This is a genomic window from Streptomyces sp. 5-10, assembly GCF_014712245.1.
GTDB classification, from domain to species: domain Bacteria; phylum Actinomycetota; class Actinomycetes; order Streptomycetales; family Streptomycetaceae; genus Streptomyces; species Streptomyces violaceusniger.
In genome coordinates, this window is record NZ_JACVYG010000082.1 from 1 (window position 1) to 24457 (window position 24457).

The 24457-nt window shown below is 71.7% G+C and carries 16 protein-coding genes; 7 read left to right on the top strand and 9 right to left on the bottom strand.

Translation table 11 applies throughout. The annotated features are described in order from the left end of the window. Window positions 1-48: 48 nt before the first annotated feature. From IEJ02_RS44985 to IEJ02_RS45000, 4 genes are all read left to right on the top strand, one after another. A complete protein-coding gene (locus tag IEJ02_RS44985; protein ID WP_191070085.1) occupies window positions 49-1203 on the top strand; it encodes an ABC transporter substrate-binding protein in 1155 nt (384 codons plus the stop codon). Between the two features lie 215 nt (window positions 1204-1418). Further along, window positions 1419-2819 (top strand): cytochrome P450, encoded by a 1401-nt coding sequence (locus IEJ02_RS44990; protein ID WP_223865480.1) that lies wholly within the window; start codon window positions 1419-1421, stop codon window positions 2817-2819. A gap of 730 nt (window positions 2820-3549) precedes the next feature. Then, window positions 3550-4491: an NAD-dependent epimerase/dehydratase family protein gene (locus IEJ02_RS44995; protein WP_191070087.1), complete on the top strand. Its 942-nt coding sequence runs from the start codon at window positions 3550-3552 to the stop codon at window positions 4489-4491. 71 nt (window positions 4492-4562) lie between these two features. Beyond that, entirely contained in the window at window positions 4563-7982 is a 3420-nt protein-coding gene (locus IEJ02_RS45000; protein ID WP_223865483.1) for an aminotransferase class I/II-fold pyridoxal phosphate-dependent enzyme, read from the top strand. A gap of 22 nt (window positions 7983-8004) precedes the next feature. Here the strand turns inward: IEJ02_RS45000 and IEJ02_RS45005 are convergent, their stop codons facing one another. From IEJ02_RS45005 to IEJ02_RS45020, 4 genes are all read right to left on the bottom strand, one after another. Beyond that, a complete protein-coding gene (locus IEJ02_RS45005) occupies window positions 8005-8574 on the bottom strand; it encodes a toxin (protein WP_137981113.1) in 570 nt (189 codons plus the stop codon). 13 nt (window positions 8575-8587) lie between these two features. Continuing rightward, on the bottom strand, window positions 8588-9028 hold the full coding sequence (locus IEJ02_RS45010; protein ID WP_137981114.1) for a helix-turn-helix domain-containing protein: 441 nt from the start codon (window positions 9026-9028) through the stop codon (window positions 8588-8590). A gap of 414 nt (window positions 9029-9442) precedes the next feature. Next, window positions 9443-10597, bottom strand: coding sequence for an MAB_1171c family putative transporter (locus IEJ02_RS45015; protein ID WP_191070089.1), 1155 nt, complete (start codon window positions 10595-10597; stop codon window positions 9443-9445). 40 nt (window positions 10598-10637) lie between these two features. Next, on the bottom strand, window positions 10638-11366 hold the full coding sequence (locus IEJ02_RS45020; protein WP_191070090.1) for a TetR/AcrR family transcriptional regulator: 729 nt from the start codon (window positions 11364-11366) through the stop codon (window positions 10638-10640). Between the two features lie 158 nt (window positions 11367-11524). Between IEJ02_RS45020 and IEJ02_RS45025 the strand changes: the two genes are divergently transcribed. From IEJ02_RS45025 to IEJ02_RS45035, 3 genes are all read left to right on the top strand, one after another. Next, complete coding sequence (locus IEJ02_RS45025; protein ID WP_191070091.1) at window positions 11525-14746, top strand: NACHT domain-containing protein; 3222 nt, start codon at window positions 11525-11527, stop codon at window positions 14744-14746. Between the two features lie 182 nt (window positions 14747-14928). Then, window positions 14929-16989: a P-loop NTPase family protein gene (locus tag IEJ02_RS45030; RefSeq protein WP_191070092.1), complete on the top strand. Its 2061-nt coding sequence runs from the start codon at window positions 14929-14931 to the stop codon at window positions 16987-16989. Between the two features lie 6 nt (window positions 16990-16995). Next, entirely contained in the window at window positions 16996-18579 is a 1584-nt protein-coding gene (locus IEJ02_RS45035) for an ABC transporter substrate-binding protein (RefSeq protein WP_191070093.1), read from the top strand. 27 nt (window positions 18580-18606) lie between these two features. On the opposite strand, the gene IEJ02_RS45040 is transcribed toward IEJ02_RS45035, so the two are convergent. From IEJ02_RS45040 to IEJ02_RS45060, 5 genes are all read right to left on the bottom strand, one after another. Next, on the bottom strand, window positions 18607-19404 hold the full coding sequence (locus IEJ02_RS45040; protein WP_191070094.1) for an SAM-dependent methyltransferase: 798 nt from the start codon (window positions 19402-19404) through the stop codon (window positions 18607-18609). 127 nt (window positions 19405-19531) lie between these two features. Further along, window positions 19532-20371 (bottom strand): VC0807 family protein, encoded by an 840-nt coding sequence (locus tag IEJ02_RS45045; RefSeq protein WP_223865481.1) that lies wholly within the window; start codon window positions 20369-20371, stop codon window positions 19532-19534. A gap of 293 nt (window positions 20372-20664) precedes the next feature. Further along, complete coding sequence (locus IEJ02_RS45050; protein WP_317986080.1) at window positions 20665-21453, bottom strand: hypothetical protein; 789 nt, start codon at window positions 21451-21453, stop codon at window positions 20665-20667. Further along, window positions 21443-23035, bottom strand: a complete 1593-nt coding sequence (locus IEJ02_RS45055) for a vWA domain-containing protein (RefSeq protein ID WP_191070095.1) — start codon at window positions 23033-23035, stop codon at window positions 21443-21445. Before IEJ02_RS45055 ends, IEJ02_RS45050 begins: the two co-directional genes overlap by 11 nt. After that, on the bottom strand, window positions 23032-24279 hold the full coding sequence (locus tag IEJ02_RS45060; RefSeq protein ID WP_275561083.1) for a hypothetical protein: 1248 nt from the start codon (window positions 24277-24279) through the stop codon (window positions 23032-23034). Before IEJ02_RS45060 ends, IEJ02_RS45055 begins: the two co-directional genes overlap by 4 nt. Window positions 24280-24457 lie beyond the last annotated feature (178 nt).

A 24457-nucleotide genomic window follows, 5' to 3' on the forward strand; every position in this document is an offset into this window, starting at 1 on the left:
CTTGACGGAAGACATAGAGGCACCCCCCGGCCCCGGAAGGCGGCACCCATGGCACGGACCCCCTCCCTCGCCCGCGCCCTGCTCACGGGCGTGACCCTGCTGGGCGTCCTCGGCTCCCTCGCCGCCTGCGATGCGCAGACCTCGGACTCGGCCGGCCCGGGCACGCGGGGCAAGCCCCGCCCGATCACCCCCGTCGCGGGCTGCGCCAAGGGCTGGACCGACCCCTCCGACAGGTCCGCCGCCCGCGCGCCCGCCCGGTGCGCGCCCGGCGCGCCCGCGCCGAAGCCGCTGAAGAAGAAGACGAAGGTCGTCGTCTCCGCCTCCACGCTGACCGCCGAGTATCTGGCGCCCCTGCGGATCGGCGTGGCGAAGGGCGAGTTCAGCAAGGAGAAGCTCGACGTCGAAGTGAAGCTGCTGCCCACCCCGGACGCGCTTCCGCTGCTCGCCAAGGGCGATGTCGACGTCCAGTACGCGGCGCCGGAGGCGGCCGTGCTCAACGGCATCCGGCAGGGGTTCGACATTCGCTGGGTGGCCGGCAACTTCTCGCCCGCGCCCGGCTCCAAGAGCGGATTCTGGGCCAGGCTGCGGCCGGGGGAGACGGCGAACGGGGTCAGCCTCAAGGACCGTACGGTCGGCACCCTCATCGGCAAGGGCTCGGTCATCACGTACCCGATGGAGAAGGTGCTCTCCGCACACAAGGCCGACATGGACAGCGTCCGCTTCCAGCAACTCGGCCCGGCCGAGGTCCTCGCCTCGCTGAAGAACGGCGGAGTGGACGCGGCCTGGCTGCTCGACCCGGCGTGGCGCCAGGTGGACGGCGACGCGGGCTACGCCTTCCTCGGCGGCCAGCCGCGGGGCGAACCGCTCGGCGGGCTCCTGTTCGGCCCCGATCTGCTGACCGGGGACCCGGACGCGGGGGTGGCGTTCCTGCGCGCCTACATCCGCACCGTCAACACCTACTTCGCCGGGGACTACAAGAAGGACGAGGCATTCCTCGACGACCTCGCCGACGTGCTCAACACCGAGCCCGACACGCTGGCCGCCGTGCCGTCGCTGCGCATGGACTGGGAGATCCGCGCGGGCACCGTGGACCGCCTGCAGAAGGCGTACGCCACCGCCGGGGTGGTCGAGGGCGACCCGCTGCCCGAGGACCGGATCGTGGACCGCTCCTTCTACGCGGAGGCGGTCGGCCACCAGCCCTAGGTGTGCTGTCCCGGCACACCTAGGGCGCTCCATGCCGGAATCGGACAGCGGCGCTGTTCAGCCCGTCGAACGGCCGCTAGTGTGGCCTGCGCCGTAGCGGGCCGACTCGGCTCCGTGCCGCGCGTCAGCTGCCGTGTGGCTTCCCCCCACACGGACCTCGCGGCCCGGTCGGAATGGCCCCGCTGTCGCACTGCTGTCGCACTAAGGACATCGAAATGCACTTGCCCCCTTCCGAGCCGTCCGAGCTGGCGTCCCTGGCGGTCGAGCCGCTGATGACACGGGACTTCGAGACCCGGCCCGCCTCGGTCTACGCACGCCTGCGGGCCCGGTACGGGCCGGTGGCACCCGTCGATCTGCACGGGGTGCCGGTCTGGCTGGTGCTCGGCTACCGGGAGGTGCGGGAGGTGCTGCGCGACGAGAGCACATGGAAGAAGGACGTCCAGCACTGGCGGTGGCTGAGCGAGGGCCGGGTGCCGTCCGACTGGCCGCATCTGCCCGGCTACCAGGTCAGCCATCTGCTGGTTCAGGACGACCAGCGGCACAAGGCGACACGCGCCGCCGTGGAGGAGGCGCTCGCCCCCTTCCAGGACACCGACGCGCCCCAGTCCTGGGAGCTGGCGAACGCCGTCTCCCGGCACGCCGACGAGCTGATCACCTTCTTCGCGGACGGCAGCGACAGCGGATGGGTGGACCTGGGCGCGCAGTTCGCGCGGGCGCTGCCGCTGATGGCCGTCAACCGGCTGTTCGGCTTCCCGGTCGACCAGGGCGACGACGTGTTCATGGACTCGTGGCGCATGGTGGACGGCGGTCCGGACGCCGCGGCGGCCGTGGGCCGGCTGGTGGCCGCGACGACCGAACTCGCGGCGTACAAGAGGCAGAACCCCGGTGACGACCTGACCACCCGACTGCTCGCCGTCGAGCCCCCGCTGACGGTGGAGCAGATCGGCCTGGAGCTGTACGCGATCATCGTCATCATGTCGGAGCTGGTCAGCCACGCCATCACCAACAGCGTGCTGGAGGTGCTGGCCGGGGAGGCCGGGACGCGGGCCGGACTGATGGCGGGGCCGGTCGAGGAGCTGGTCAACCGCGTGCACATCGCCTCGCCGCCATGGGTCAACCTCACCTTCCGCTTCCCCGTGGTCGACACCGACCTGGGGGACTTCCGGCTCGCCGCGGGCGATGCGGTGGTGCCCTCGATCGCCGCCGCGCACGGCGACCCGATGTTCGCCGGGCCCGGCAGCCAGGACGCGTCGGTGAGTTCGCGCGCCCATCTGGCCTGGGGTGCGGGGACGCACCAGTGCCCGGGCCGGGGGCTGGCCGACATGATCGTCACCACGGCGGTGGGCAAGCTGTTCGAACGGTGTGACTTCGAACTGGGGCTGCCCGTCGACCAGTTGCCCTGGCGCTCGTCCACGCACGTACGCGGTCTGAAGTCCTTCCCGGTCCGGTACCGGATGCGGACGCGGCAGGCCCCGATGCCCACGGACGCCGGAGCCGCGGCGCCCGCCCCGCTGCCGGAGCCCGCGACCTCCGCCCACGCGACGCCCGCCCCCGCCCAACCGGAACGGCCCCGCTCCGCGCTCTGGCGCTTCCTGGCGAGCCTGCGCCGAGGCTAGTGACGCCTGCGGCAGCCTGTCCCCCTCCCCGCCCCTCCCCGAAACCGGGCCTCCGCCCCAGCCCCCAGCCCGGGCCTCCGCCCGAGGCCGCAGGTTGGGGCTTTGCCCCAGGCCCCGGCCTGGGGTTCTGCTCCATGCCCTGGGTCGGGGTTCTGCCCCGGGCCTCGGGTTGGGGCTCCGCCCCAGGCCCCGGGTCGGGGTTCCGCCCCCGGACTCTGGGGTCCAGGGGCGGAGCCCCTGGTAGCGGGAAGGGGCGGGGAGGGGACAGATCCGCCGGGCACCCCGTAGGCGTCCGCGCCCGAACTCGGCGCGTGAGCCCCCTGCGTCGCGCCGCCGGCCTGTAGCCCGCTGACCTCCATGAGGTGCATGAGGGTCACGGGCGCCATGAGGAAGCCGAGCCTCGCCACGCTGGTTGCCACGCTGGTCGTCGCCCTGGTGGTGGGCACCCTCTGCGCGGGCGCACCGCAACCGCGGGATCAAGGCGATCGACCCTACGATCCACGCGGTGCTGCGCACCGGCCTGTCCACGGACGCCGCGCCGGTGGCCGGTGGCCACGAGGACACCGAGCCGCTGTCGCTGGGCGCCGCGGTGGGGCGCCGCGGTGGAGCGCCGGCTTCAGGCCTGGCGGGCGCCGCGCTACCTGCCGTCAGCCGGAGCCGACGCCTTCCGGTGAACGGCCCATCGGAACGTCTGTCTCAAAATCCAAGATTCTCGCGCTAGTGTGCGCGCGTGAACCTTCATGTCGTCATAGGATTCGGGCCCGCGGGGGCGGCCACTGCTCGGCTGCTCGCCGAAAAGGGTCATACGGTACGTGTCATCACCAGGTCGGGCCGCAGCCCGGAACCAGGTATCGAGCACGTCGCGCTGGACGCGACGGACAGTGAGCGACTGACCGAGGCCGTGCGGGGCGCGGCCGCCCTCTACAGCTGTGGCGCACCGCCCTACCACCGCTGGGCGAGTGACTGGCCGCCCCTGGCCTCGTCGCTCCGCACGACCGCCGAGGCCACCGGGGCGGTCCTGGTCATGCTGGGCAACCTCTACGGGTACGGCCCGGTGGACGGCCCCATGACCGAGGAGCTGCCGCTGGCCGCCACCGGCACCAAGGGGCGGGTGCGCGCCGCCGCGTGGGAGCAGGCGCGCGACCTCCATGAGCAGGGCCGTATCAAGGCGGTCGAGGTCCGGGCATCGGACTTCTTCGGGCCCGGAGTGACCGACGGCGGACACCTGGCCGCGCGGGTCATGCCACGTGTGCTGCGCGGCAAGCCGGTCTCCTCGCTCGGGGACCCGGACACCCCGCACAGCTGGAGCTACATCCCCGACGTGGCCGCCGCCCTGGCCGAGGTCGCGGGCGAGGAGCGGGCCTGGGGGCGCGCCTGGCACGTACCGACGGCGCCCGCGCTGTCCACCCGCGAGATGGTCGACCGCCTCGCCACCCAGGCGGAGACCGGGCCGGTCGCGGTGCGCAGGCTGCCGTCGGCCGTGCTGGGCCTCGTGTCGCTGGTCTCCCCGCTGCTCCGCGAGCTGAAGGAGGTCCGCTACCAGTTCGACCGGCCCTTCGTCATGGATTCCAGCGCCTACGAAGCCGAGTTCGCGGTGCGCGCCACCCCCGTCGACGAGCAGGTCAAGGCGACCGTGGAGTGGTGGCGCGGGCGACTGGCCACCGCAGGGTGACCGCCGTGACAGCGAAGGAATCCACAGTGGGCGTCAGCGGAACGCGGCGCGACGACGTCGCGATCGTGGGAATGGCCTGCCGGTTCCCGGGGGCGCGGAACGTCAACCAGTACTGGCGGCTCCTCAACGAACCGCGGGCGCAGTTCGGCACCGTCCCGGACTCGAGATGGCGCACCGCCACCTTCCTCAGCGACAACTTACGCGACACCTCCTCGACCTATACGGACACCATGGCGCTGCTGCCCGACGTGGGCCACTTCGACGCGGCGCACTACGGCATCCCGCCACGACGGGCCAAATCGATGGATCCGCAAGGGCGGCTGCTGATCGATCTGACCCGTGAGGCCATCCAGGACGCCGGATGGGAGGCCGAGGGCTTCGACCGCGAGGAGACCTCGGTGATCACGGCGCTCACCGAGAGCGGCTATCGCGAGATCACCACCATGCGCGTCCGGATGCGCCAGCTGACCGGCGGTGAGTTCGGGGCGCGGGCCACCGATCCCGGTTGGCCGGAGACGGTCCGCGCGGTGGACGGGCTGCACGGCTCCTCCGTGGCCGGGCTGCTGCTCAACATGGGCCCGAACACCGTCAGTTCGGTCTTCGATCTGCACGGCGAGAGCTATGCGTTGGACTCGGCGTGCTCCGGTGGCCTCATGGCCGTGGCCAACGCCGTGTTCGCGCTGCGCGCGGGCCGCTGCCGCATCGCCCTCGCGGGCGGCGCCCAGCTGATCCTCACCCCCGACCTGCTGGTGGGGCTGTGCCGGATCGGCGCCATCTCGCGCAGCGGCAGATGCCTGCCGTTCGGCGCGGAGGCGGATGGCTTCGTCCTGGGCGAGGGCGCCGGGGTCCTGGTGCTGCGCCCCCTGGCCGACGCGCTGGCCGCCGGCGACCGGGTCTACGCGGTGATACGGGGCGTGGGCACGGCCAACGACGGGACCGTACAGGGCGGAATGCACCCCCAGGCGGCCGGTCAGCTCAGGGCCCTGCGCCGGGCCTACCGCGACGCCGATCTGCCCCCGGAGGCGGTGGGCTACCTCGAGGCGCACGGCACCGGGACCACCGTCGGCGATCCGGTCGAGGTCGATGTCCTGCGCGAACTGCGGGGCGAGCGGGGCGCGCCCGCCTTCCTCGGCGCGGTGAAGGCCGTGGTCGGGCACGCGCTCAACGCCGCGGGGATGGCCGGGCTCGTCAAGACCGTGCTGGCCGTGCACCGGGGAGTCATACCGCCACAGCCGGAGTTCGCCCTCGCCGACCGCACCGGGCTCGACGCCGCGCGGCTGACCGTCCCGACGAAGCCCACCGTGTGGCCGGAGTCCGGGCAGCCGCGCCGGGCCGGGGTGAGCGCCTTCGGCTTCGGCGGCACCGGTGTCCATCTGGTGGTGGAGGAGTGCGCCACCGCACCGGCCCGCCCCGCACCGGACGAGGGGCCGCAGCTGCTGGTGGTCAGCGCCCGCGACCGGGCCGGGCTGGTCCGTTACGCCCGGGAGCTGGCCCACACCCTCGCCGACGACCGGCCGCCGCTGGCCGGGGTGGCGGACACCCTCGCCCGCCGGGCTCCGCTCGCCGAACGCCTCGCCCTGGTGGCCGAGGACACCGCCGACGCCGTCACCAAGCTGACCGCCGCCGCCGAGGCCGTGGCGGCCGGCCGCACCGGGCGGCTCGGGCCGGGGCAGATGGCCGGCACGGTGCCACCCGGTGAGCAGCCGGAGGCCGCCGTGCCCGCGTCGGGCTCGCTGTCCGCCGAGGAGCGCTCGACCGCGCTGACCCGGCTCGCCGAGCGCGCGGTCACCGGCGCGGGGCTCCGCCCGGTGATGGAGCACATACCCCCCTGCACCCTGCCACCGAGCCCGCTCGCCCCGCGCCACCACTGGGCGGTGGACGCCTCGGCACGCGCCCCCGAGGAGGCCCCGCCCACCCTCGCGGCAGTGGGGGAGGGCCGGGCCGGGCCGGTGGAGGCGCGGGCCGGGGCAGGGTCCGCCGCGTCCATCGTGCTCGAAGAGCTCTCGCGGACCGGCGTCTTCCCGCTCGCCGATCTGACCGAGCGGATGGAGCTGGTGACCGACCTCGGCTTCGACTCCCTGATGCTCCAGGAGCTGGAGGTCAACATCGGCAAACGGATACCGGGATTCCGCACCGAGGAGATCTTCTCGCCCGACCTCACCGTGGAACGGCTGGTCGCGCTGGTCGATCCGCATCTCACCGGAGAGCCCGCCCTCGGCGAGCCACTGCCCCGGGAGACCCGGGAGACCCGGGAGACCCGGGAGACCCGGGGGGACTGGGACGCGGCGACCGCGTGCGCCGACGACTTCCCCGAGGTGCGCCGGTTCGAGGAGCGCCTGAGCACCATCAGGGGCAGCGGCGCCGACTTCCCGTACTTCCGCGTCCACCAGGGCACCATCCGCGATACGACCATGATCGACGACAGGCCGTATCTGTCCTTCGGCAGCTACAACTACCTGGGGCTCTCCGGCCATCCGGCGGTCAACGAGGCCGTGCACCAGGCGGTGGACCGGTACGGGACCTCGGTCTCCGCGAGCCGGGTGCTCTCCGGCGAACGGGACCTGACCGTACGGCTGGAGCGGGCGCTGGCCGACTTCCTCGGCGTCCCGGACTGCCTGGCGCTGGTGAGCGGCCACGCCACCAACGTCACCGCGATCGGGCACCTCGTCGGCGCGCGGGACCTGGTGGTGCACGACGCGCTCGCCCACGACAGCATCCTCCAGGGCTGCGCCCTGTCCGGGGCGGCGCGGCGCCCGTTCGCCCACAACGACATCGGCGCGCTGGAGGACACGCTGCGGCGCAACCGGTCCCGGTTCCGACGGGTGCTGATCGTCGTCGAGGGCGCCTACAGCATGGACGGCGACCTGGTGGACCTGCCCGCCGTGATCGAGCTGAAGCGGGCTTACGGCGCCCTGCTGATGGTCGACGAGGCGCACAGCATCGGCACCGTGGGCGAACGCGGCCGTGGCGTCGGCGAGTTCTTCGGCGTCGACCGGGCCGATGTGGACCTGTGGATGGGCACCCTGTCCAAGGCGTTCGCCAGCTGCGGCGGCTATCTCGGCGGATCGGCGCGGATGGTGCGGTGGCTGCGGCACACACTGCCGGGCTTCGTCTACAGCGTGGGCCTGACCCCGGCCAACGCGGCCGCGGCGCTGGCCGCCACCGAGCTGATCGTCGCCGAACCCCACCGGGTGCGCGCCCTGCGGCACAACGCGGAGCTCTTCCTCGCCCTGGCCGCCTCGGCCGGTCTGGCGACGGGCACCAGCGCCCACACCCCGATCGTGCCGTGTCTCCTCGGCGCCTCGGCGAGAACCCTGCACATCGCGGACCGGCTGTTCGACCGCGGTGTGATCGCCGATCCGATCTTCCACCCCGCCGTGGAGGAGGGGCTCGCCAGACTGCGGTTCTTCGTCACCAGCGAGCACCATGAGGACGACATCCGGCGCACCGTGGCGATCCTGGCCGAGGAGGTGGCGGCCGCGGGGGGATGAGTGAGACACCGTCGGACCAACCTCAGATCAGGGTGCGTTCGATCCGGCTGAGCATGGCGTCCTTCCCTGATGCCCCGGCGTCCCCGGCCGTGGGCGCGCCATGCCGCTCCTCGGTGCCGCCCACCCGTTGGGAGAGCAGATAGGCGATGATCTCCGCCTCCTGCTCCTGGACGTCGTCGTAGGTCGCGCGCAGGAGCATGTCACGCACGAGGTCGGGGTCGAGGTTGGGGAAGAGGAGGCGGGCACTCGCCTCGTCCAGCCAACCCGCCCCGCGATGGCAGCAGATGATGTGGCCCAGCTCGTGCAAGATGATGTGCTCCTGATGCGCGCTGGTCGTGTTGGCGTCATAGAAGATGAGGTCCTCGTCGCGGGCGGCGACCCACATGCCGCAGGGGTGCGTCGCCGGCATCGGCATCGGGACCAGCGTGATCGGGCGGCCTCGCACCTCGCCGAGATGGCGGCAGAGCTCGGCCACATCGGCCACCTCCGGCAGGCCGAGGTCGGCGATCCGCCGCGCACCGGCCTTCCGGAGCTTCTTGAGCTGACTGCGGCGGTCGTGATCGGCCGACCGTCCCTTGCCCGCGCCCCTCACCCAGCCGCACCCCTCATTCCGGTTCCGAGGAGTCGTCGACCGGCGGAAGGCCCTGGAGCTGCCGGTACTGATCCATGATGGTCGTGATGGCCTCGAGGTTCTCCTTCCGCATCCCCGCCGCGCGCATCGCCACGGCGCGGACACCGGCCTGGCGCAGCGCCTCGATGGCGGCGATCTCGCTGAGCACCGACTCGGCGACCTGGTCGTCGAAGAAGTAGGCCACCGACACGCCGAAGAAGCGCGCCAGGGCGGCCAGCAGGTCCGGTGAGGGATTGGAGCGCTTGCCCGTCCGCAACTGCGACAGATACACACCCCCGACCTTCAATTCGGGGTTGGCCCGCTTGAGCTCCTCCGCCACCTCGGCGTTGGTCCAGTGCTTGCCCTTGGGACGAACCGTCTTGAAGAGGTTGTCCAGACGCACTGCCAGCATGGGCCGGTCGTCAGTCTCGGACATGCGAATCTCCCTCCCTCACCTCCTCGGCTTTGCCCCCGGCTAATCGTCAGTTTCGCAGATTAGCGGTCAGTTGACAATCGGGCGCAACTCCGCCAACGTGGACCTCGCCGATAGCTGCTAGCTAACTCCGCTCACGGGGGTGGCCGAGTTGGTTGCCAGCTCCATCGGCCTGGTCCGGCCCGGTCTTCCGGGCCCGGACCCGGGCCGGACCGAGTGGGGCCACCCACTCGGCTCGGAAGAAGGAAAACGGGGGACACGGGGGAAACACGGGGGAAGTCCCGCTCGGCCTGACGGGGGCAGACCGGGCGGGATCCTCTCCTCGGCGCGGGCGCGCGCCTTACGGCCCCTTGGTGCGGGCGCGCCTACGGTCCCTCAACGCGCGCCCTGTCGGCCGTCAGCGCGCCTTACGGCCCCTCAGCGTGCCTTGCCGAGCCGCCGGTAGGCGGAGGCCACCTTGGTGAGCCAGACGACCTCGGCGGTGAAGTTGTCCGTGTCGCGGTCCTCGAAGTCGCCGGTGTCCGCGTTGTCGTCGGGAATGACGCCGGTGCGCTTGGCGTCCAGGGCCCGCCTGATCTGCGCCGCCTCGGCGAACGCCTGCCGGGACTCCTCGCTGCCCCTGGGGCCCGCTCCGCCGTCGCCGTTCGTGGTGCGGTCGATGTAGGGGCGCAACTCCCGCCAGCCGTCCCGTATTTCGATGACCCTCCGGTGCAGCCGGTAGTTGAGGTCGGAGACGGCGGCCCCGGGCGGCTCCAGGACGATGTCCGGCGAGGACTCGTACAGATCCCGCCACAGCGGATACAGGGCCCGATAGGACCGGTAGCCGCGCGCCCACTCCACCAGCTTGGTGGCCGAAGGCCCCCAGGAGGAGATCGTCAGGGCGAGCGAGAGGGTGACGATGCCCAGCGCGCTGAAGACGGAGGCGGCCAGGGTCCAGGCGCCGATGTCGAGCCCGCACGCGGCCGTGAGGACGTTGACCACCCGGGCCAGGCAGTAGAGGAAGAGGATCACCGCGGCGACGGACAGCAGCCGCAGGGCCTGCCGCAGCGAGGTCTTGCTCGCCATACGGGCGTAGGGCCCGCACGCGCGCAGGATGGTGACGCACGGAACCGCCTGGGAGACCATGAAGACCAGGAGGTAGGTGAGGACCAGCGGCTGGCCGCTGCCGGTGTTGAAGTCCTCGGCCGGCCGGCCGGGGCCGTCGGCGATGAAGAAGAGCGCCGTAAGGAGCGCGTTGAGGGCGATGCCGGTGATCAGCCAGGAGCGGGCCTTGCGCCCCGACTCCTCGGCGTCGGTCGCCCAGCGCAGCAGGATGATCTGGGCGCTGACGCAGAAGGCGACCGCCGACAGGTGCATCACCAGGATCGCGAGGTTGCCGACGCCCAGGAAGCGCTCGCTCCCCATGGCGACGGCACCCATCGTGAAGGTGAGGCACTGCAGCAGCAGGGTGACCACCAGCGTGCGGTAGGCGCTGTCCCGCCAGCCGCGTCTGAGGTGGAACAGCCGGTAGACGAGGGCGGCGTACGACGACAGCGCCGCGATGACGAAGCAGAGAGTCTTGATGGTGTTCACGGCCCTTTCCCCCACAGGTGCCGCGGACGCGGCGAACGGTTCAGTCGGTGTTCTCGCCCAAGGGAACCACGAGTCCGATCCCTTCGGCGGCGACGGCGACGGCGTAGTCGAAGAACGCGGTCTCGTCCCGGACGCTGTCATGGGTGCGGCTGAAGACCTGGAAGACCAGGAGCCCGATCAGACTGCTCCACAGCACGATGCCACGCTCGATGATGTCCGAGAACGGGGCCTCGGGCACCCCGCCGAACAGCTGCACCGCCTCCGGCAGCAGCAGCGGCGGCCCCGGCACCTCCCGCCGGGGCGCGGTGAGCTCACCGGCCTCCAGCGCCGACCGCACGATGCCGGCCAGCACCGCGGGGGTGCGCGAGGCGGGCGGCACGGTCTCCTGCGGAGCGTGGTAGTCCGGTACGGGCGAGCCGTAGACCAGCGTGAACTCGCCGGGGTTGGCGAAGGACCACCGGCGCAGCGCCCGCGTGACCGCGAGCAGCCGCGCGCCCGCCGACGCGCCCGCGTCCCTGGCGGCCCGGTCGGCCTCCTCCATCGCGGCGCCGGAGTCGTTGTAGGCGTCGATGAGCAGCGCGGTCAGCAGATCGTCCCGGTGCGGGAAGACGGCTTCGACCTCGCTGACGGGAAGGCCGCTCTCATGGGCGACGGCGGCCGGGGACAGCCCTCCGGCGCCCAGTTTCACCAGCAGGTGGCGCGCGGTGGTCGTGATGACCGCCCGGGCCCCGGAGTTGTCATCGGCTAAACGTGTTCCGGAATCATCCATGGGCCAAACCGTACCGGTGCCACGGCACTTCGCGCCGCGCGGACCCTGACCTGAACCCTGACCCCGGAGGGGCGTTCGCGGTTATGGTGAGCGGGATGTGAGCGGTTGCACGGGGCTCGGCGGGGGACGCGCGCCGACGCCGCGAGGGAGGGGCTGCTGTGGACGGCGGCACGGTGGGGCTGCGGATCGCGTCGGCGGTGGTCGTGCCGGTGATCAAACGACTTGTGCTGCCGCCCGCGAGCGCGCCCGGCGCGGAGTACGGCGAACGGCCGGTACCGATCCGCCGGCTCGTCTCCTTCGCCAAGGAGCACCGCACCCTCACCGAGGACGATCTGCACAAGCTCGCCCGCGAGCTGGTCCGCCGCGCCGTGCGGGCCGCCGGGCCGCACGACCCGCCGATCGGCGCCGATGAGCACGACTCCGTGGGACAGGCGCTGACCCGCACCCTGCACGCCCTCGGCGATCTCGACATGGACGACGTGCACGCCTTCGCGCTCGGCCCGGAGCGGCTGGCCGCCGAGCTGTCCCGGCGCGCGGGCCCCGACACCCGCAGGCTCCTCAGCGACGACGCCGCCCGCTTCCACGACCGGCTCCTGGAGACGGCCTGCGTCCACCTCATGCGCTTCTTCAGCCAGCGGCCCGGGTTCGCGGCCCGAGCCCAGATCGAGCAGAGCCGCGAGATCCGGGAGCAGAGCGAGAAATTGGACGCCATCCTGCGGCGGCTGCCCGACATCAGCCGCCAGGACGCACAGTTCGAGGAGGAGTACGCGGCGTACGTCGTCGAGTGCCACGGCAGGCTCACCATCTACGGCGTGGACCTGCGCGAACCGGACGGCCAGGACTGGCCGCTGGAGACCGCGTATCTGAGCCTCCAGGCCAGGCCGTACCGCGATGGCACCGACCGGGTGCCGGTGGTGAACGGCGAGCCCGGCGCCGACCGGGACACCGAGACCGAGCGGGCCCCGGGCCCGGCCGAGGCGGTCTTCGCCACCTATGAGCGCGTCCTGCTGCGCGGGGTCGCCGGCACCGGCAAGACCACCCTCGTCCAGTGGCTGGCCCTCTCCACCGCGCGGCAGGAGCGGGTGCCGGGCGGGCTGTCCCAGCTGTTCGGGCGCGTCCCCTTCGTACTGCCGCTGCGCACCCTGGCGCGCAAGGACTCCGAGCTGCCGATGCCCGAGGACTTCCTGCGCTGGATGGGCTGCCCGCTGGTGGGCACCGAGCCCGACGGCTGGGCCGCGCGGGTGCTGCGGCACGGGCGCGGAGTGCTCCTGATCGACGGGGCCGATGAGATCCCGAAGGACGACCGGACCCGGGTGCGGGCCTGGCTGAAGAAGCTGCTCGCCGTCTTCCCCGGCAACCTGTGGCTGCTCACCTCCCGCCCCGCCGCCCTCGAACGGGGCTGGCTGGCCCGCGAGGGCTTCCAGGAGTTCACGCTCGCCGCGATGCGGCCCGCCGACATGAAGCAGTTCATCCGGCGCTGGCACACGGCCGCGGGCGCCTCGCAGGAGCTCGGCGATGCGCTGACGCAGTCGCTGCGCAGCAGCCCCGAGCTGAGCCGGCTGGCGACCAATCCGCTGATGTGCGGCCTGATCTGCGCCCTGCACCGGGAGCGGCGCGGCTTCCTGCCCCAGGGCCGCGCCTCCCTGTACGAGGCGGCCCTGTCCATGCTCCTGGAACGGCGCGACCTGGAGCGCGAGGTCTACGGGCGCAGCCGTAAGCCCGTCCTGGACCAGAAGTCGGCCACGGAGCCGCTCCAGAGGCTCGCGTACTGGCTGATCCGCAACGAGCGGACCCAACTGGACCGCCCGGACGCGGTGAACGTGGTACGGCGGCTGCAGCCCTCCGTGCCCCGCCTCGCCGAAGTCGGAACGGCGGAGGAGGCCCTTCAGCACCTGCTGGAGCGCTCCGGTCTGCTGCGCGAACCCGCCCCGGGCGCGGTCAACTTCATCCACCGCACCTTCCAGGACTTCCTGGGCGCCCGGGCCGTGCTGGAAGAACGCGATATGGGCATGCTGGTGAACAACGCACACCTGGACCAGTGGGAGGACGTGGTGCAGATGGCCGTCGCACAGGCTCGCCACCAAGAGCGTGCCGACCTGCTGACTCGTTTGCGCGAGCGGGGCGACCGGGAGCAGGACGCGACGGTCCAGGCGCGGTTACGGCTCCTCGCGCTCGCCTCCCTCGAACAGGCCACCCGCCTGGAGCCCACGGTCCGCGAGGCCATCGAGGACCGGGCCGCGCGGCTGCTCCCGCCGCGCAGTCTGCGGGAGGCCAGGTCCCTGGCGCAGACCGGCCCGCTGCTGCTGGGCCTGCTGCCCGACGCCAAGGACCTGGAGGGCGACGAGGAGCTGGCCACCGTCCACGCGATCTGCCAGATCGGCGGGGACGCCGCCATCCCCAGGCTCCGGGAGTTCCTGGGCACCGGCCAGCCCGCGGTGCGCGCCCAGCTGCTCGCCCACTGGGACCGGTTCGACACCGAGGTGTACGCCGAGGAGATCGTACGGCCGCTCCTCGACGCCGCGCCCGAGGAGATCGTCACGGTGCGCTCCCACGCCGAGCTGGAGGCCCTGCGCACCATGTCCGGCTATCAACGCGTCGGCTTCCACGGCGACTTCGCCCCCGAGGCGATCCGCGCCGCGCTCGACCCGCGGCACCTGCGCGAGCTGCGCCTGCGCAACACCCTCCAGCTGGAGGACCTCGACCTGCTCTCCGCCTATCCCGAGCTGGAGACCCTCGCCCTCCAGGGCTGCCGGAACGTGAAGGACCCCGCGCCGCTGACCCGGCTGCCCCGGCTGCGGCGGCTGGAGCTGCGGGACCTGCCCCAGTTCGAGCCATTGCTGAAGCTGGCGGACTGCCCCCGTCTCGAGGGGCTTCTCATCGGGCCTGAGGTGCCCTGGCGCGGCCTGTCCGACCTGCCGCGCCCCGCCGAGCTGCGGCTGCTCTCGCTGCCGTCGTCGGCGGCGCAGCTCGCGGGGATCGTGGAGTGCCGGGGGCTGGAGGAACTGCGGCTCCAGGACGCCAGCGAGCGGCTGACGCCGGACGAATGGGGCTCGCTCATCGCCGAGTTGCCCGAGCTGCGCAGGCTGACGCTCTCCCCGCAGCAGCTGAGCATGCTGCTGTTCGCCCCCCGCACCGAGATACCCCAGGTCACCCACCTGGACGTATGGGCCAGGGCCGGAGTCGCGGTTCCGCTGCGGCGGATCGCCCGGCGGCTACCGGGACTTGAGGAGATCCATCTGTCGCAGGTGGCGGAGCTGGACCTCGCCTCTCTCGCCGGACTGCGGCGGCTGCGCCGGGTGCGGCTGGTCTACCCGGGCGAGATCCGCGGCGCGGACTCGCTGCCCGAGAGCGTCGACCTCGACATCTATCCGCACCCCTGACCGGCACTGTCTGCGACGGTGCCGCGTTCACCTGGTGGGATGTTTACCCAGGGGGTAAATTCAGGATTGTAGGCGTAGTGGGTACGGATGTCAGCGGCTGATGTCTCGGGGGAGCGGTGCCGCCCGTCTCCGAGGTCACGGCTGCCGGGCAGCAGAGGACGACTGAGGCGGGTCGCAACGGGATGCGCGTATCGGAAGGGTCACCGCTCTATGGCCGGGACCCGGTGCTGCGCTCGCTCGTGCCCCGGCTGACCGGCCTGGCCTACGACGAGCGGTCCCGGGTCGGCCGGGAGCACCAGGGCGACCTGCCCGTGGTGCTGCTGACGGGCTATCACGGCATGGGGCGCAGCGCCGTCCTGGAGGAGCTGGCGGCGCGCTACCGGGACCGGCTGCCGCTGGCCCACGTCCGGGCCGTGGTCACCGAATCCGCCACCTTCCCGCCCGCCCCGGCCGACGGCGGCGCCCCCACCGCCTCCACCCTGGTGGAGATCCTCGCGGAGCTGGTGTGCGGGCTCGCCCCCGCGTTGCGCCGTCGCTTCCCCGTCCTGGTGCCCGGCCTGTTCGCCGTCTCCGGCTGGTACCACGGCAACGGCGAGCAGCGGGACGCCGCGTGTCTGAGGTTCGCCCGGCTGCTGCTCGCCTGCCGCCTCGCCGGCGGGGACGAGAACACGCTGAGACACGCCTGGGCCACCGCCGTCGAAGGCCGTCTGGAGACCATCGACGCGGAGGCCGACGCGGAGTGGGGCCGGGACGCGGTCACCGCCGCCGTGGTGGCCGAGTACGCCGAACGGCACCAGCCGGCCGCGGCCCAGGAGTGGTACCGCCGCCGCTTTCCCCGGGGCGCGGACGGCCAGGATCCGCTGGTGCTGCTGGGGGAGTGGTTCCAGCGGGGCGGCGACTACCGGCACGCTGCCGAGCAGAGCCTGATGGCCGCCTTCCTCCACGATGTCGCCTCCTCCTACGGCAGGCTCCAGCGGTGGAACCGTGAACCGTGGCCGCTCATCCTGCTCGACGACGCCCACTGCCCGCCCGGGCAAAACTTCCTCGACCTGCTCCTCGAACATCGCGCGCTGCCCGAACGCCCCGACCACGAGGAGCTCGTCGTCGTGGCCACCCGGCTCGGCGGTTTACCCGAGGACGCCTCCGACGCCGTCCGCCGCGACCTGCCCGACCTGGTGAAGTCCTCCGGCTGGCAGCGCAGGGGCCTGACCCCGTCCGCCGGGCTGCTCGCCGTCCCGCTGACCCCGTTGAGCCGGGACGACATCCTGCCCCTCCTGGTGCCCGACTGGCCCACCCGGCCGCTCCACCCCTATCTGGCCTCCGCCGTGCACTCCCTGACCGGCGGGCACCCCGCGGTGACCACCGTGCTGTGCGCGGCGGTCCTGGACGCCACCAAGCGGGGCCGCGGCGTGGACCCGCGGGACCTCCTCGAACTGAACGCGAAGGACGGCCGCCCGGTCACCGAGGCGCTCCTGGAGCGGCTGCTCCCGGACCGGCGCCAGCGCGACCGGCTGACCCTGCTCTCGCTCGCCCGCGACAGCACCGCGGCCGAGGCACTGGCAGAGCATCTGCGGCTCCAGGGCCCGGACCAGCTGCCGGCCAACTCCGCCACCGACTACCTCGAAGAGCAGCAGTGGCAGCAGCTCACCCCGCCCGACCAGCCGTTGGTCACCGACGCGCTGCTGCGCACCCTGCTGGTGCACGAGGCGCGCCGCACCTCCTCGCGGGCCGAGGACGGCCGCAGCTGGCAGGACATCCACCGCTTCCTGCGGATGCACCACGCCCAGCGCGGTGAGAGCGGCGAGGCCGACGCGCTGCGGCACACCCTCGCGGCCGGGAACGCCGAGACGGTGGTGGCCATGCTGACCGAGGAGTTCCAGTCGGAGAAGGACGCGCACGCCGCCGCCCACTGGCTGCTGTGCCTCCAGTACGCCGCCACCGCGCCCACCCCACCGGCCGAGGAGTGGACCGACGAACGGATGCAGATCGCCCTCGGCGCGCACGACGGCCGGTACGCCGAACTGCACGAGATCGAGCGCTGCGTCAACCGGCTGCTGCACGCCCTGTGGCATGTCCTGGAGCCGCACGCCGAGCCGGACCCCGATATGTGCAAGGCGGTCGGCGAGGAGCTGGCCTATCTCTCACCGCGCCATCCGTCCTGGCATGCCGTCCTGGGCCAGGCGGCCCGCAACTGGCCCGCGGCGGCGCGGAAGAAGCGCCCCTTCCCTATCTCCGGTCAGTGAGGAAGCATGCTGCTCCGTCTGTTCCGCCGTCATCCTCGCGAGTGGGGGCCGCTCGAATGGCTGGCCGTCCTCGGAATCGGCGTCCTGGTCGCCGCCGCGATCACCGTCACCGTCAACCTCGCCCAGGGCCCCGGCAGGTGCGGTGACGACCTGCGGGACATCGACGGGGACTGCGTGGGCGTCACCGAGGAAGCCTTCGAGGCGGACCCGCGCGTCGAAAGCCTCATCGGCGCGGTGGCGGACGAGAACGCCCGGGTGAGGCGGGACTGGGAGGACCCGCCGAGCGGGCCCAGGATCCCGTACGTACGGATCGCGCTGATGATGCCCTTCACCGCGGACGACCACAGCGCCATGACGGCGGACATGATCCGCCGCGGCATCGCGGGTGCCCTGGCCGCCCAGCGGCAGGCCAACCGCTTCGGCGGACCGCACTACCAACTGCTGCTCGCCCCCGACGGCCGCAACCTCGACCAGTGGGAGCCCGTCGTCGACCGTCTCGCCGAGCTGACCAAGGACACCCGGGCGCCGCTGGTGGGCGTGACCGGCATCCCCAGCAGCACACCGGAGACCCGTAAGGCGATAGCCGCGCTCAGCAGGCACAGCATCCCCACCGTCGGCCCGGTCATCACCGCGGCCAACATGAACTCCCCGTACTTCTTCAAGACCTCGCCCAACAACGACCAGTTCGCCCGCGCGCTCAAGCTCTACCTGGACAGAAAGCCGGCCCGGCACAGAGGCTTCCTGGTCTGGGACAACCGCAGCGAGGACGTCTACTCCCAGAACCTGCGCAGCGTCTTCGAGCGGCACTTCGGCGACGCGTACGACCTGACCAACCACAACTCCAACTTCACCGGCACCTCCGGAACCGACAAGGGCATCCCCCAGCGGTTCACCGACGCCGTGCAGAAGATCTGCAACGAGAAGTCCGACACCGTCTTCTTCGCGGGCCGCGACCAGGACCTCCCCGCCTTCATGGAGCGCATGGCGCAGGAGGGCAGCTGCGGGCGCACCACGACGCTGCGCATCCTGAAGGTCGGCATCGGCCTGGAGCCCACGCTCACCGGGGATGCGCCCCGCCGGTGGCTGGACGAGGCACGCGCCACGATCGTCGACGCCTCCGCCGTCGACCCCGCCTGGTGGGCGGGGAAGCCCAAGAAGGCGCTCGGCCGCTTCCTGGACCGTTTCGAGGAGATCGAGGCCCAGCACAAGCTGGGGGAGAAGCCGCTCGACGACGGCTACGCCGTGATGTACCACGACGCCTTCACCCTGCTCGCGGGCGCCGTGGACCGCACCTTCGCCGAGATCAACGAGGGCGGCAAGAAGACGCCCGAGGCGTTGAGCATCCCGACGAAGGACGATGTGTACAACACCCTCATCATTCCGAGCATCGCCGGTGATGAGTGCAGCTCCTGCCTGGTCGGCGCCGGAGGGACCTACGGGTTCGAGGGCCCGGGCAAGAACGACCAGTGGGCCGTGTGCAAGCCCGTGCCCGTGGTCGAGTTCCCGTCGAGCGCCCGCTCCGGCGATCCGGGCGCACCGGGCCTCTACCGCACCTACCGGAACGGCTCCGGGAACGCCTGCCCCTCCTGACGCCGACCGCGGGCCGCGCGCGGCGGCTCAGCCGGTCTTGCGCGCCACCCCGCCGTAGTAGCCGATCTCCCCGGGCCCGGTCGGCGGCGGGGCGTCCGGGCGCCAGAACGGGACCTCGACCAGACCGGGCTCGACGAGCGTGAAGCCGTCGAAGAACCGCTCGATCCGGTCGCGGGACCGCAGGCTCAAGGTGGCGGTGGCATCGTCGTAGACGGCCGAGGCCGCGCTGCGGTCGGCGAAGTCGCCCGTGGCGTGGGAGAGCACCAGGAAGCTCCCGGCGGGCAGCGCGTCGCGCAGGGTGGCGACGACCCGCTCGGGCCGCTCCGCCTCGGTGAGGAAGTGGACGATGGCCACGAGGAGCACCGCGACCGGCCGGTCGAAGTCGATGACCTGGCGGACCTCGGGGTGGTCCAGGATGGCCCGCGGATCGCGCAGATCGGCGAGCGCGATGCTGGTCGCGGCCGAGCCGCGCAGAAGCACATTGGCGTAGGTGTTGACGATGGGGTCGTTGTCGACGTACGCGACGCGCACGTCCGGCGCCGACTCGCGGGCGATCTCGTGCACATTGGGGGAGCTGGGCAGTCCGGTGCCGATGTCGAGGATCTGCCGGATACCGCTGTCGACCACATAGCGCACGGCGCGCCGCAGGAAGTCGCGGTTGGCCCGTACACCGCTCCACACCTCGGGCGCCGCGGCGGCGAGCCGGTCACCGGCGTCGCGGTCCACCTCGTAGTTGTTCTTGCCCCCCAGCAGGTAGTCGTAGATCCGGGCAGGATGCGGCCTGCTGGTATCGATCTCCTCGGCGCGGAAGCCGTTCTCCGTCAACGCACGTGCTCCTCTCGACGACCGTCACGGCCCCCGCCCGCGTTCGACTGACGAACAGCTTCCCACACCAACTCCGGTACCGGATGCCGGAGTTCTCCGCCCGGGCCCTCCGGCGCCGGGCGGCCGGTCAGCTCTCGGCCGCCGCCGGCTCCGCCTTCGCCTCGACCCGGGTCTCGGCGTCCGCTGCCGGCTGGGCCTTGGCCTTGGCCTCGGCTTCCGCCTCCGCGGCCGCCGCTGCCGCCGCGGCGGCGCGGGCCTGGCCCTTGCGGCGCGACCGCTTGCCGTAAAGGGCCGTCCAGGTGCCGAGGGAAGCCAGCACGGCGTAGATCAGGACCGGGCTCAGGACCACCATGGTGTCGGTGCTGAGGGTGTAGGACAGCACGACCCGGACCGCGGACTCGACGCAGTAGGCCACGCCCCAGACGGTCGTCATCGTCATCATGGCCTTGCGGAAACCATCGACGTGCCACAGGCCGTTCCACCAGGCGGTGCTCGCCTCGGTGCCGTCGGTGGCGAATTTTCGCCCCAGGTAGAATATCAGGGGGCGCGGCGCCAGCAGCGTCGCCAGGCACAGCACCCCGAACAGCCCGGTGACGCACGAGTCCTTGATCAGCAGCGCCCGGGCCGAATGCGCGCCGACGGTCGACACCACGGCGGTGATCACGATGAACACCAGGGTGACGATGGCGAGTTCATCCAGGCGGCGGCGCCAGGCGAGATGGACGGCGCCGTCGACCACCGGCCAGGCGCTGCTGATCAGCAGCGCGGCGAATTCGCTGAAGCCGTGGTCGCGCAGTGCGTTGTACGTGATGATCGGTGCGACGACATTGAGACTGAGCGTGACGACCCAGCCGAGAATGGCGGCTCTCTTGGACCGGGCGAGCGCTTTGGGCCGCTCGCCGGTCGGTGGTGCCCCCGTATCCGATGCGCTCGATGCGCCTTGCGTGGTCGAGTCCTGAGTGAGCACGGTTCCCCTGTACGTGTGCCTGGTGGTGCTGTGCGTGGTGGTCCGAGAAAGGAGAAACGTAAAGCAGTCGTGTCGTAAGAGGACAGTGCCGGGACGCCAAATGTCGCCAAAAACTTCGGTGTTTTGAGAAGTCACCGCCCATTGTGCTGAGAAGCCCTGGGAAAAGCCCTTTGTGAACACCGTCCGGTTAACGGCAGTTTCCGATGTGTGCGGTGCGTTGGAAAATCCGGCCGCTTCCCCTGATAACGGGTCATTGCGGGGCTTCTCCCGGACATCGGCCTGATGCCCTGGGTCTAGCTGAAGATGGCGATCGCCTCGATGGTCAGCTCACCGGTCCCCGGGTTCCAGTCCCGCACCTTGCCCAGGCAGCGCGCCGGGAACGTGCCCTCGTGGCTGTCGTCGTTGCGCAGCCCGTCCGTGGCGCAGACCACGCGCACCTGGGGCCCCTCGGCCGGGTCCTCCGGGTCGCCGTACGGGGCGAGGAAGACCGTGCGCGAGGAGGTCTGGCCGGCCTTGCGGAACCGGCCCCTGATGGAGACGAAGTCCTCGATGTCGCGCAGCCGGACGCTCTCCGCGGCCCCCGGGCCCGGGCGGTCGACCGTGTCCAGGGCCCGGGCCAGCGCGTGGTTCCAGGTGATGGTGCCGGTCCTGAGGTCGCCGTGGACGATGGCGTCGGTCCGTTCGAGGGTGTCCACGATGAGGCCGATCGCCGTGATGGGCTTGGCGCTCTCGATGTACATGCTGATTTCCTCGCGGCTGACGTTCCGGCCGCCGCTGACGCCCACGCCGAAGAGCCGGGCCCGCAGCGAGCCGTCCGCGGTGCGGGTGATCCGGTGCTGGACCTCCCGCTCCAGCGCCTTCTCGTAACGGCCCATCTCGTAGAGGTTCATGATGGCCCGGTCGTGGAGGTAGAGGCAGATGCCCTCGGTGGGCTTCTCCGGGCTCGCTCTGAGCCGTTTGCGGTACCGGTGCACCCGGACCGCCAGCCAGGCCACGGCGGCGATCAGGCTCACGGCGGTCATCAGCCACACGAGCATCCAGGGCCACCAGACGCTCCACCACATTCCGCTGTCAACAGCCACGGATCTCCTTGAAGGCGTCGGGAAGGGAGCGGGCGCCCGCGTCCACCATGCGCCCGCCGGTCGTACGCGCCGCCCGGGTCAGCTCCGCGGTGTCCGCCTCGCCGAACCGCAGCGGGAAGGTGGGGACGCCGCGGACCGTCTCCGCCCGCGCCGCGTACCGGCGCTCGAACTCCTGGCGGGTGATGCCGGAGGTGTTCTCCCCGTCCGTCATGAGGACGATGGAGATGGGCTGTCCGGGGTGGTCGCGGGCGATGCCGGACGCCTTCCCGTAGGCGTGGTCGAGCGCGGACCAGATGGCGGTGGAGTCGTCGAAGTCGTCGGCCGCCACGAAGGACCTCACGGAGTCCAGGTCCCGCCGCCCGCCGACGGTGACATCGCGCTCGGCGAGCACACGGCCCCCGAAGCGCATCACGGTGATCCGCTCACCCTGGTAGAACCGCACGAACTTCCCCGTGGCCGAGGTGTCCGCGCCACTGAGTCCGGCGAACGCCGCACGCAGCGAGGCCACCCGCGCGCCCCGCATCGAGGTGGAGAAGTCGAGGAGGAAGATCACGTGGTGGGCGGTGGGCAGCCGGGGATCGCCGTAGTCCTCGACCAGTTGGTCCACGACGGCCCGCTGGTCGGGGAAGTACAGCGCGTTCCCGATGTCCGCCCGCAGCCTCGGGTCCCTGCGCACGTCCGCGCCGAGCGGCCGGCGCAGCGTGCGTTCCATGATCTTCTTCTGTGTCGAGGCCCTCTTGAGCCAGTTCACCACCTTGTCGTACGCCTCGCGCTTGGCCGGGTCGAGGAGCAGCAGGGGGTAGTCGGACAGCACCATGCCGTCCTTCGGATAGACGATCTCCAGCTTCTCGTGGAGCTTGCCGCTGGCGTTGAGCGAGAGCAGCTCCGATTCGTAGGTGATCAGGGCGTCCAGCCGGTCCTGGTGGGCGATGTACCGCTCGCGCAGGTCGGCGCTGCTGTCCGCGGTGAGCTTCTGGCCGGTGCGGAAGCCGCGCAGCCGGTCGCACGAGATGTCCTCGGCGCGCAGCGCGCTGCCGGTCCCGGCCGCGGCGGTGGCGACGCCGACGAGCGCGGAGAGGCCGCTGTTGGTGCGTTTGGGGTCGGCCATGCCGAAGCGCACCGAGCCCGCGGCGGCGGCGTCGGCGAGGTCCGCCCAGGACACCTGCCCGCCCTTCGCCCTCGCCCGCAGGGCCCTCGCCGTCTCCGGCTTCACGCCGACGACCACGGGGGAGAGCATGGTCGTGGTGGAGAGCGGCTTCGCGGTGGTCTTGGACTCCTTGAGCCGGAGCTGGAAGTACCGGTCGGAGGAGAGCCAGGCCAGGTCGTGGTGGTACGCGCCGGGCGTCAGCCCGTCCCCGGCGTCCACGGTGGCCTGGTACTCCATGTCCAGGTCCACCCCCGTGTCCCGGCGCAGGTCGCCCAGCAGCGGCTCCATGTCCCGCAGCTCCGAACTCGCCAGCACACGCAGGGTGGTGGGCCGCTCGTCACCGGAGCCACAGGCGGTGGCCGTGCCGAGCAGGGCCAGACAGAGCGCGAGGACCACCGGGCGGCGAGGGGCCCGGCGGTGCGGACGCCGCCTCATGAGGAGGTCTCCGGGGTCTGGTTCGGCGGCGGGCAGTCGCCGACGGACGTGATCATCCGCTCCAGCAGCGGCAGGCTCGGCAGCGTCGCCTTGGTGTCGTCTGCCGCCGAGGCGGGCGCTGGAATGCCCTGGTCCTCCAGGAACCGGTACAGCTCGGTGCTGGTCGCCTTGCCGCTGGAGTCCAGGACGCGGAAGCCCAACTCCATCGCCCGGCGCTGGAGTCGCTCATCACTGGCGAGCAGTTCCCCGAGCCGGTCGCCCTTGGGGGTGAGCGCGATGTACTCGGGCTCGGTCAGGAACTGGGTAGAGGGATAGAGCAGCACCCGCTGCGCATCGGGCTTTCCGGTCTGCTGCCGCTGCCGTATCTGGTAGGCGAAGTACTGGTGCTCGTACACCACCACGATCGGGGCGAGGCCCTTTCCCTCGGGCACTTCGTACGTCTTGAACATCTGCTCCGAGGGAAGCCCCTGGGACACCAGGGTCGGCTTGATCATCCGGGCCACACGGTCCGCCGCCGCGTTGTCCGTCGGGACGCTGTTTCCGTTCTCGACGAAGGCCACCAGCCCCAGATACGTTCCGGCGTGGTTCGCCTCGCAGATGTTCGAGGTCTGGGCCAGGATCCGGTTGCCGTTCGTGGTCCGGTGCTTCTCGATGCCGATATCGCTCCATTTCTTCCCGCCCGCGCTCAGCTCGATGAACCTCTTCATATTGAGGGTGTAGTAGAGCGGGCTGTTCTCGTGCGCGCCGATGCCCTGTCGTGGCCTGGCGAGACCGTTGTCCCGGAGGGTTTCCGCGTATTCGCGGTAGGTGGCGAGGACGATGGGGCTGACGAACGCCGAATGCCCCTTGGCGTACGCGTTCTTGCTCTTGCGGTCATTCTTGATCATGTCCGCCGCGGGCTGCCCTGACGGAAAGGCGAAGTCGTAGCCGTCGAAGCCGGTGGTGGCGATGTCCCGGGATCCCATACGGGTGATGTGCACCCTGATGCCGTGTTTCATCAGGATGCGCTGGACCTCCTCGTCCTCGAAGAACTCCGACTTGGAGGCGATCTTGCCTTCGAGGGTGGTGACCCCGTCGAAGGGGAGCAGCAGATGCCCTCCCGCGGTGAGCGCCAGCAGCCCGGCCACGGGGAAGGCGAGCGCGGTCACCAGCGAACGGAGGGTGCGGCCCCGCAGGGGGAGGCGTCGCGAGGGGCCACGGATGATTAAGCGTGGCTCCTCCGCGTTGGATCTTTCGGCGGTCACCGGCTCCTCCTGCCTGGGAAAGGGGAAAGATCCTTTCCATTGGCATTGGCGGATGCGTGAATTCCATGGGGATGAGGGCCGAATTCACCGTGGCCGCTCCGCCGTGGCCGCTCCGCCGTGGCCGCTCCACCGTGGCCGCTCCACGGAGGTGACGGGGGGCGGCCGGAGGTGGCGGGCG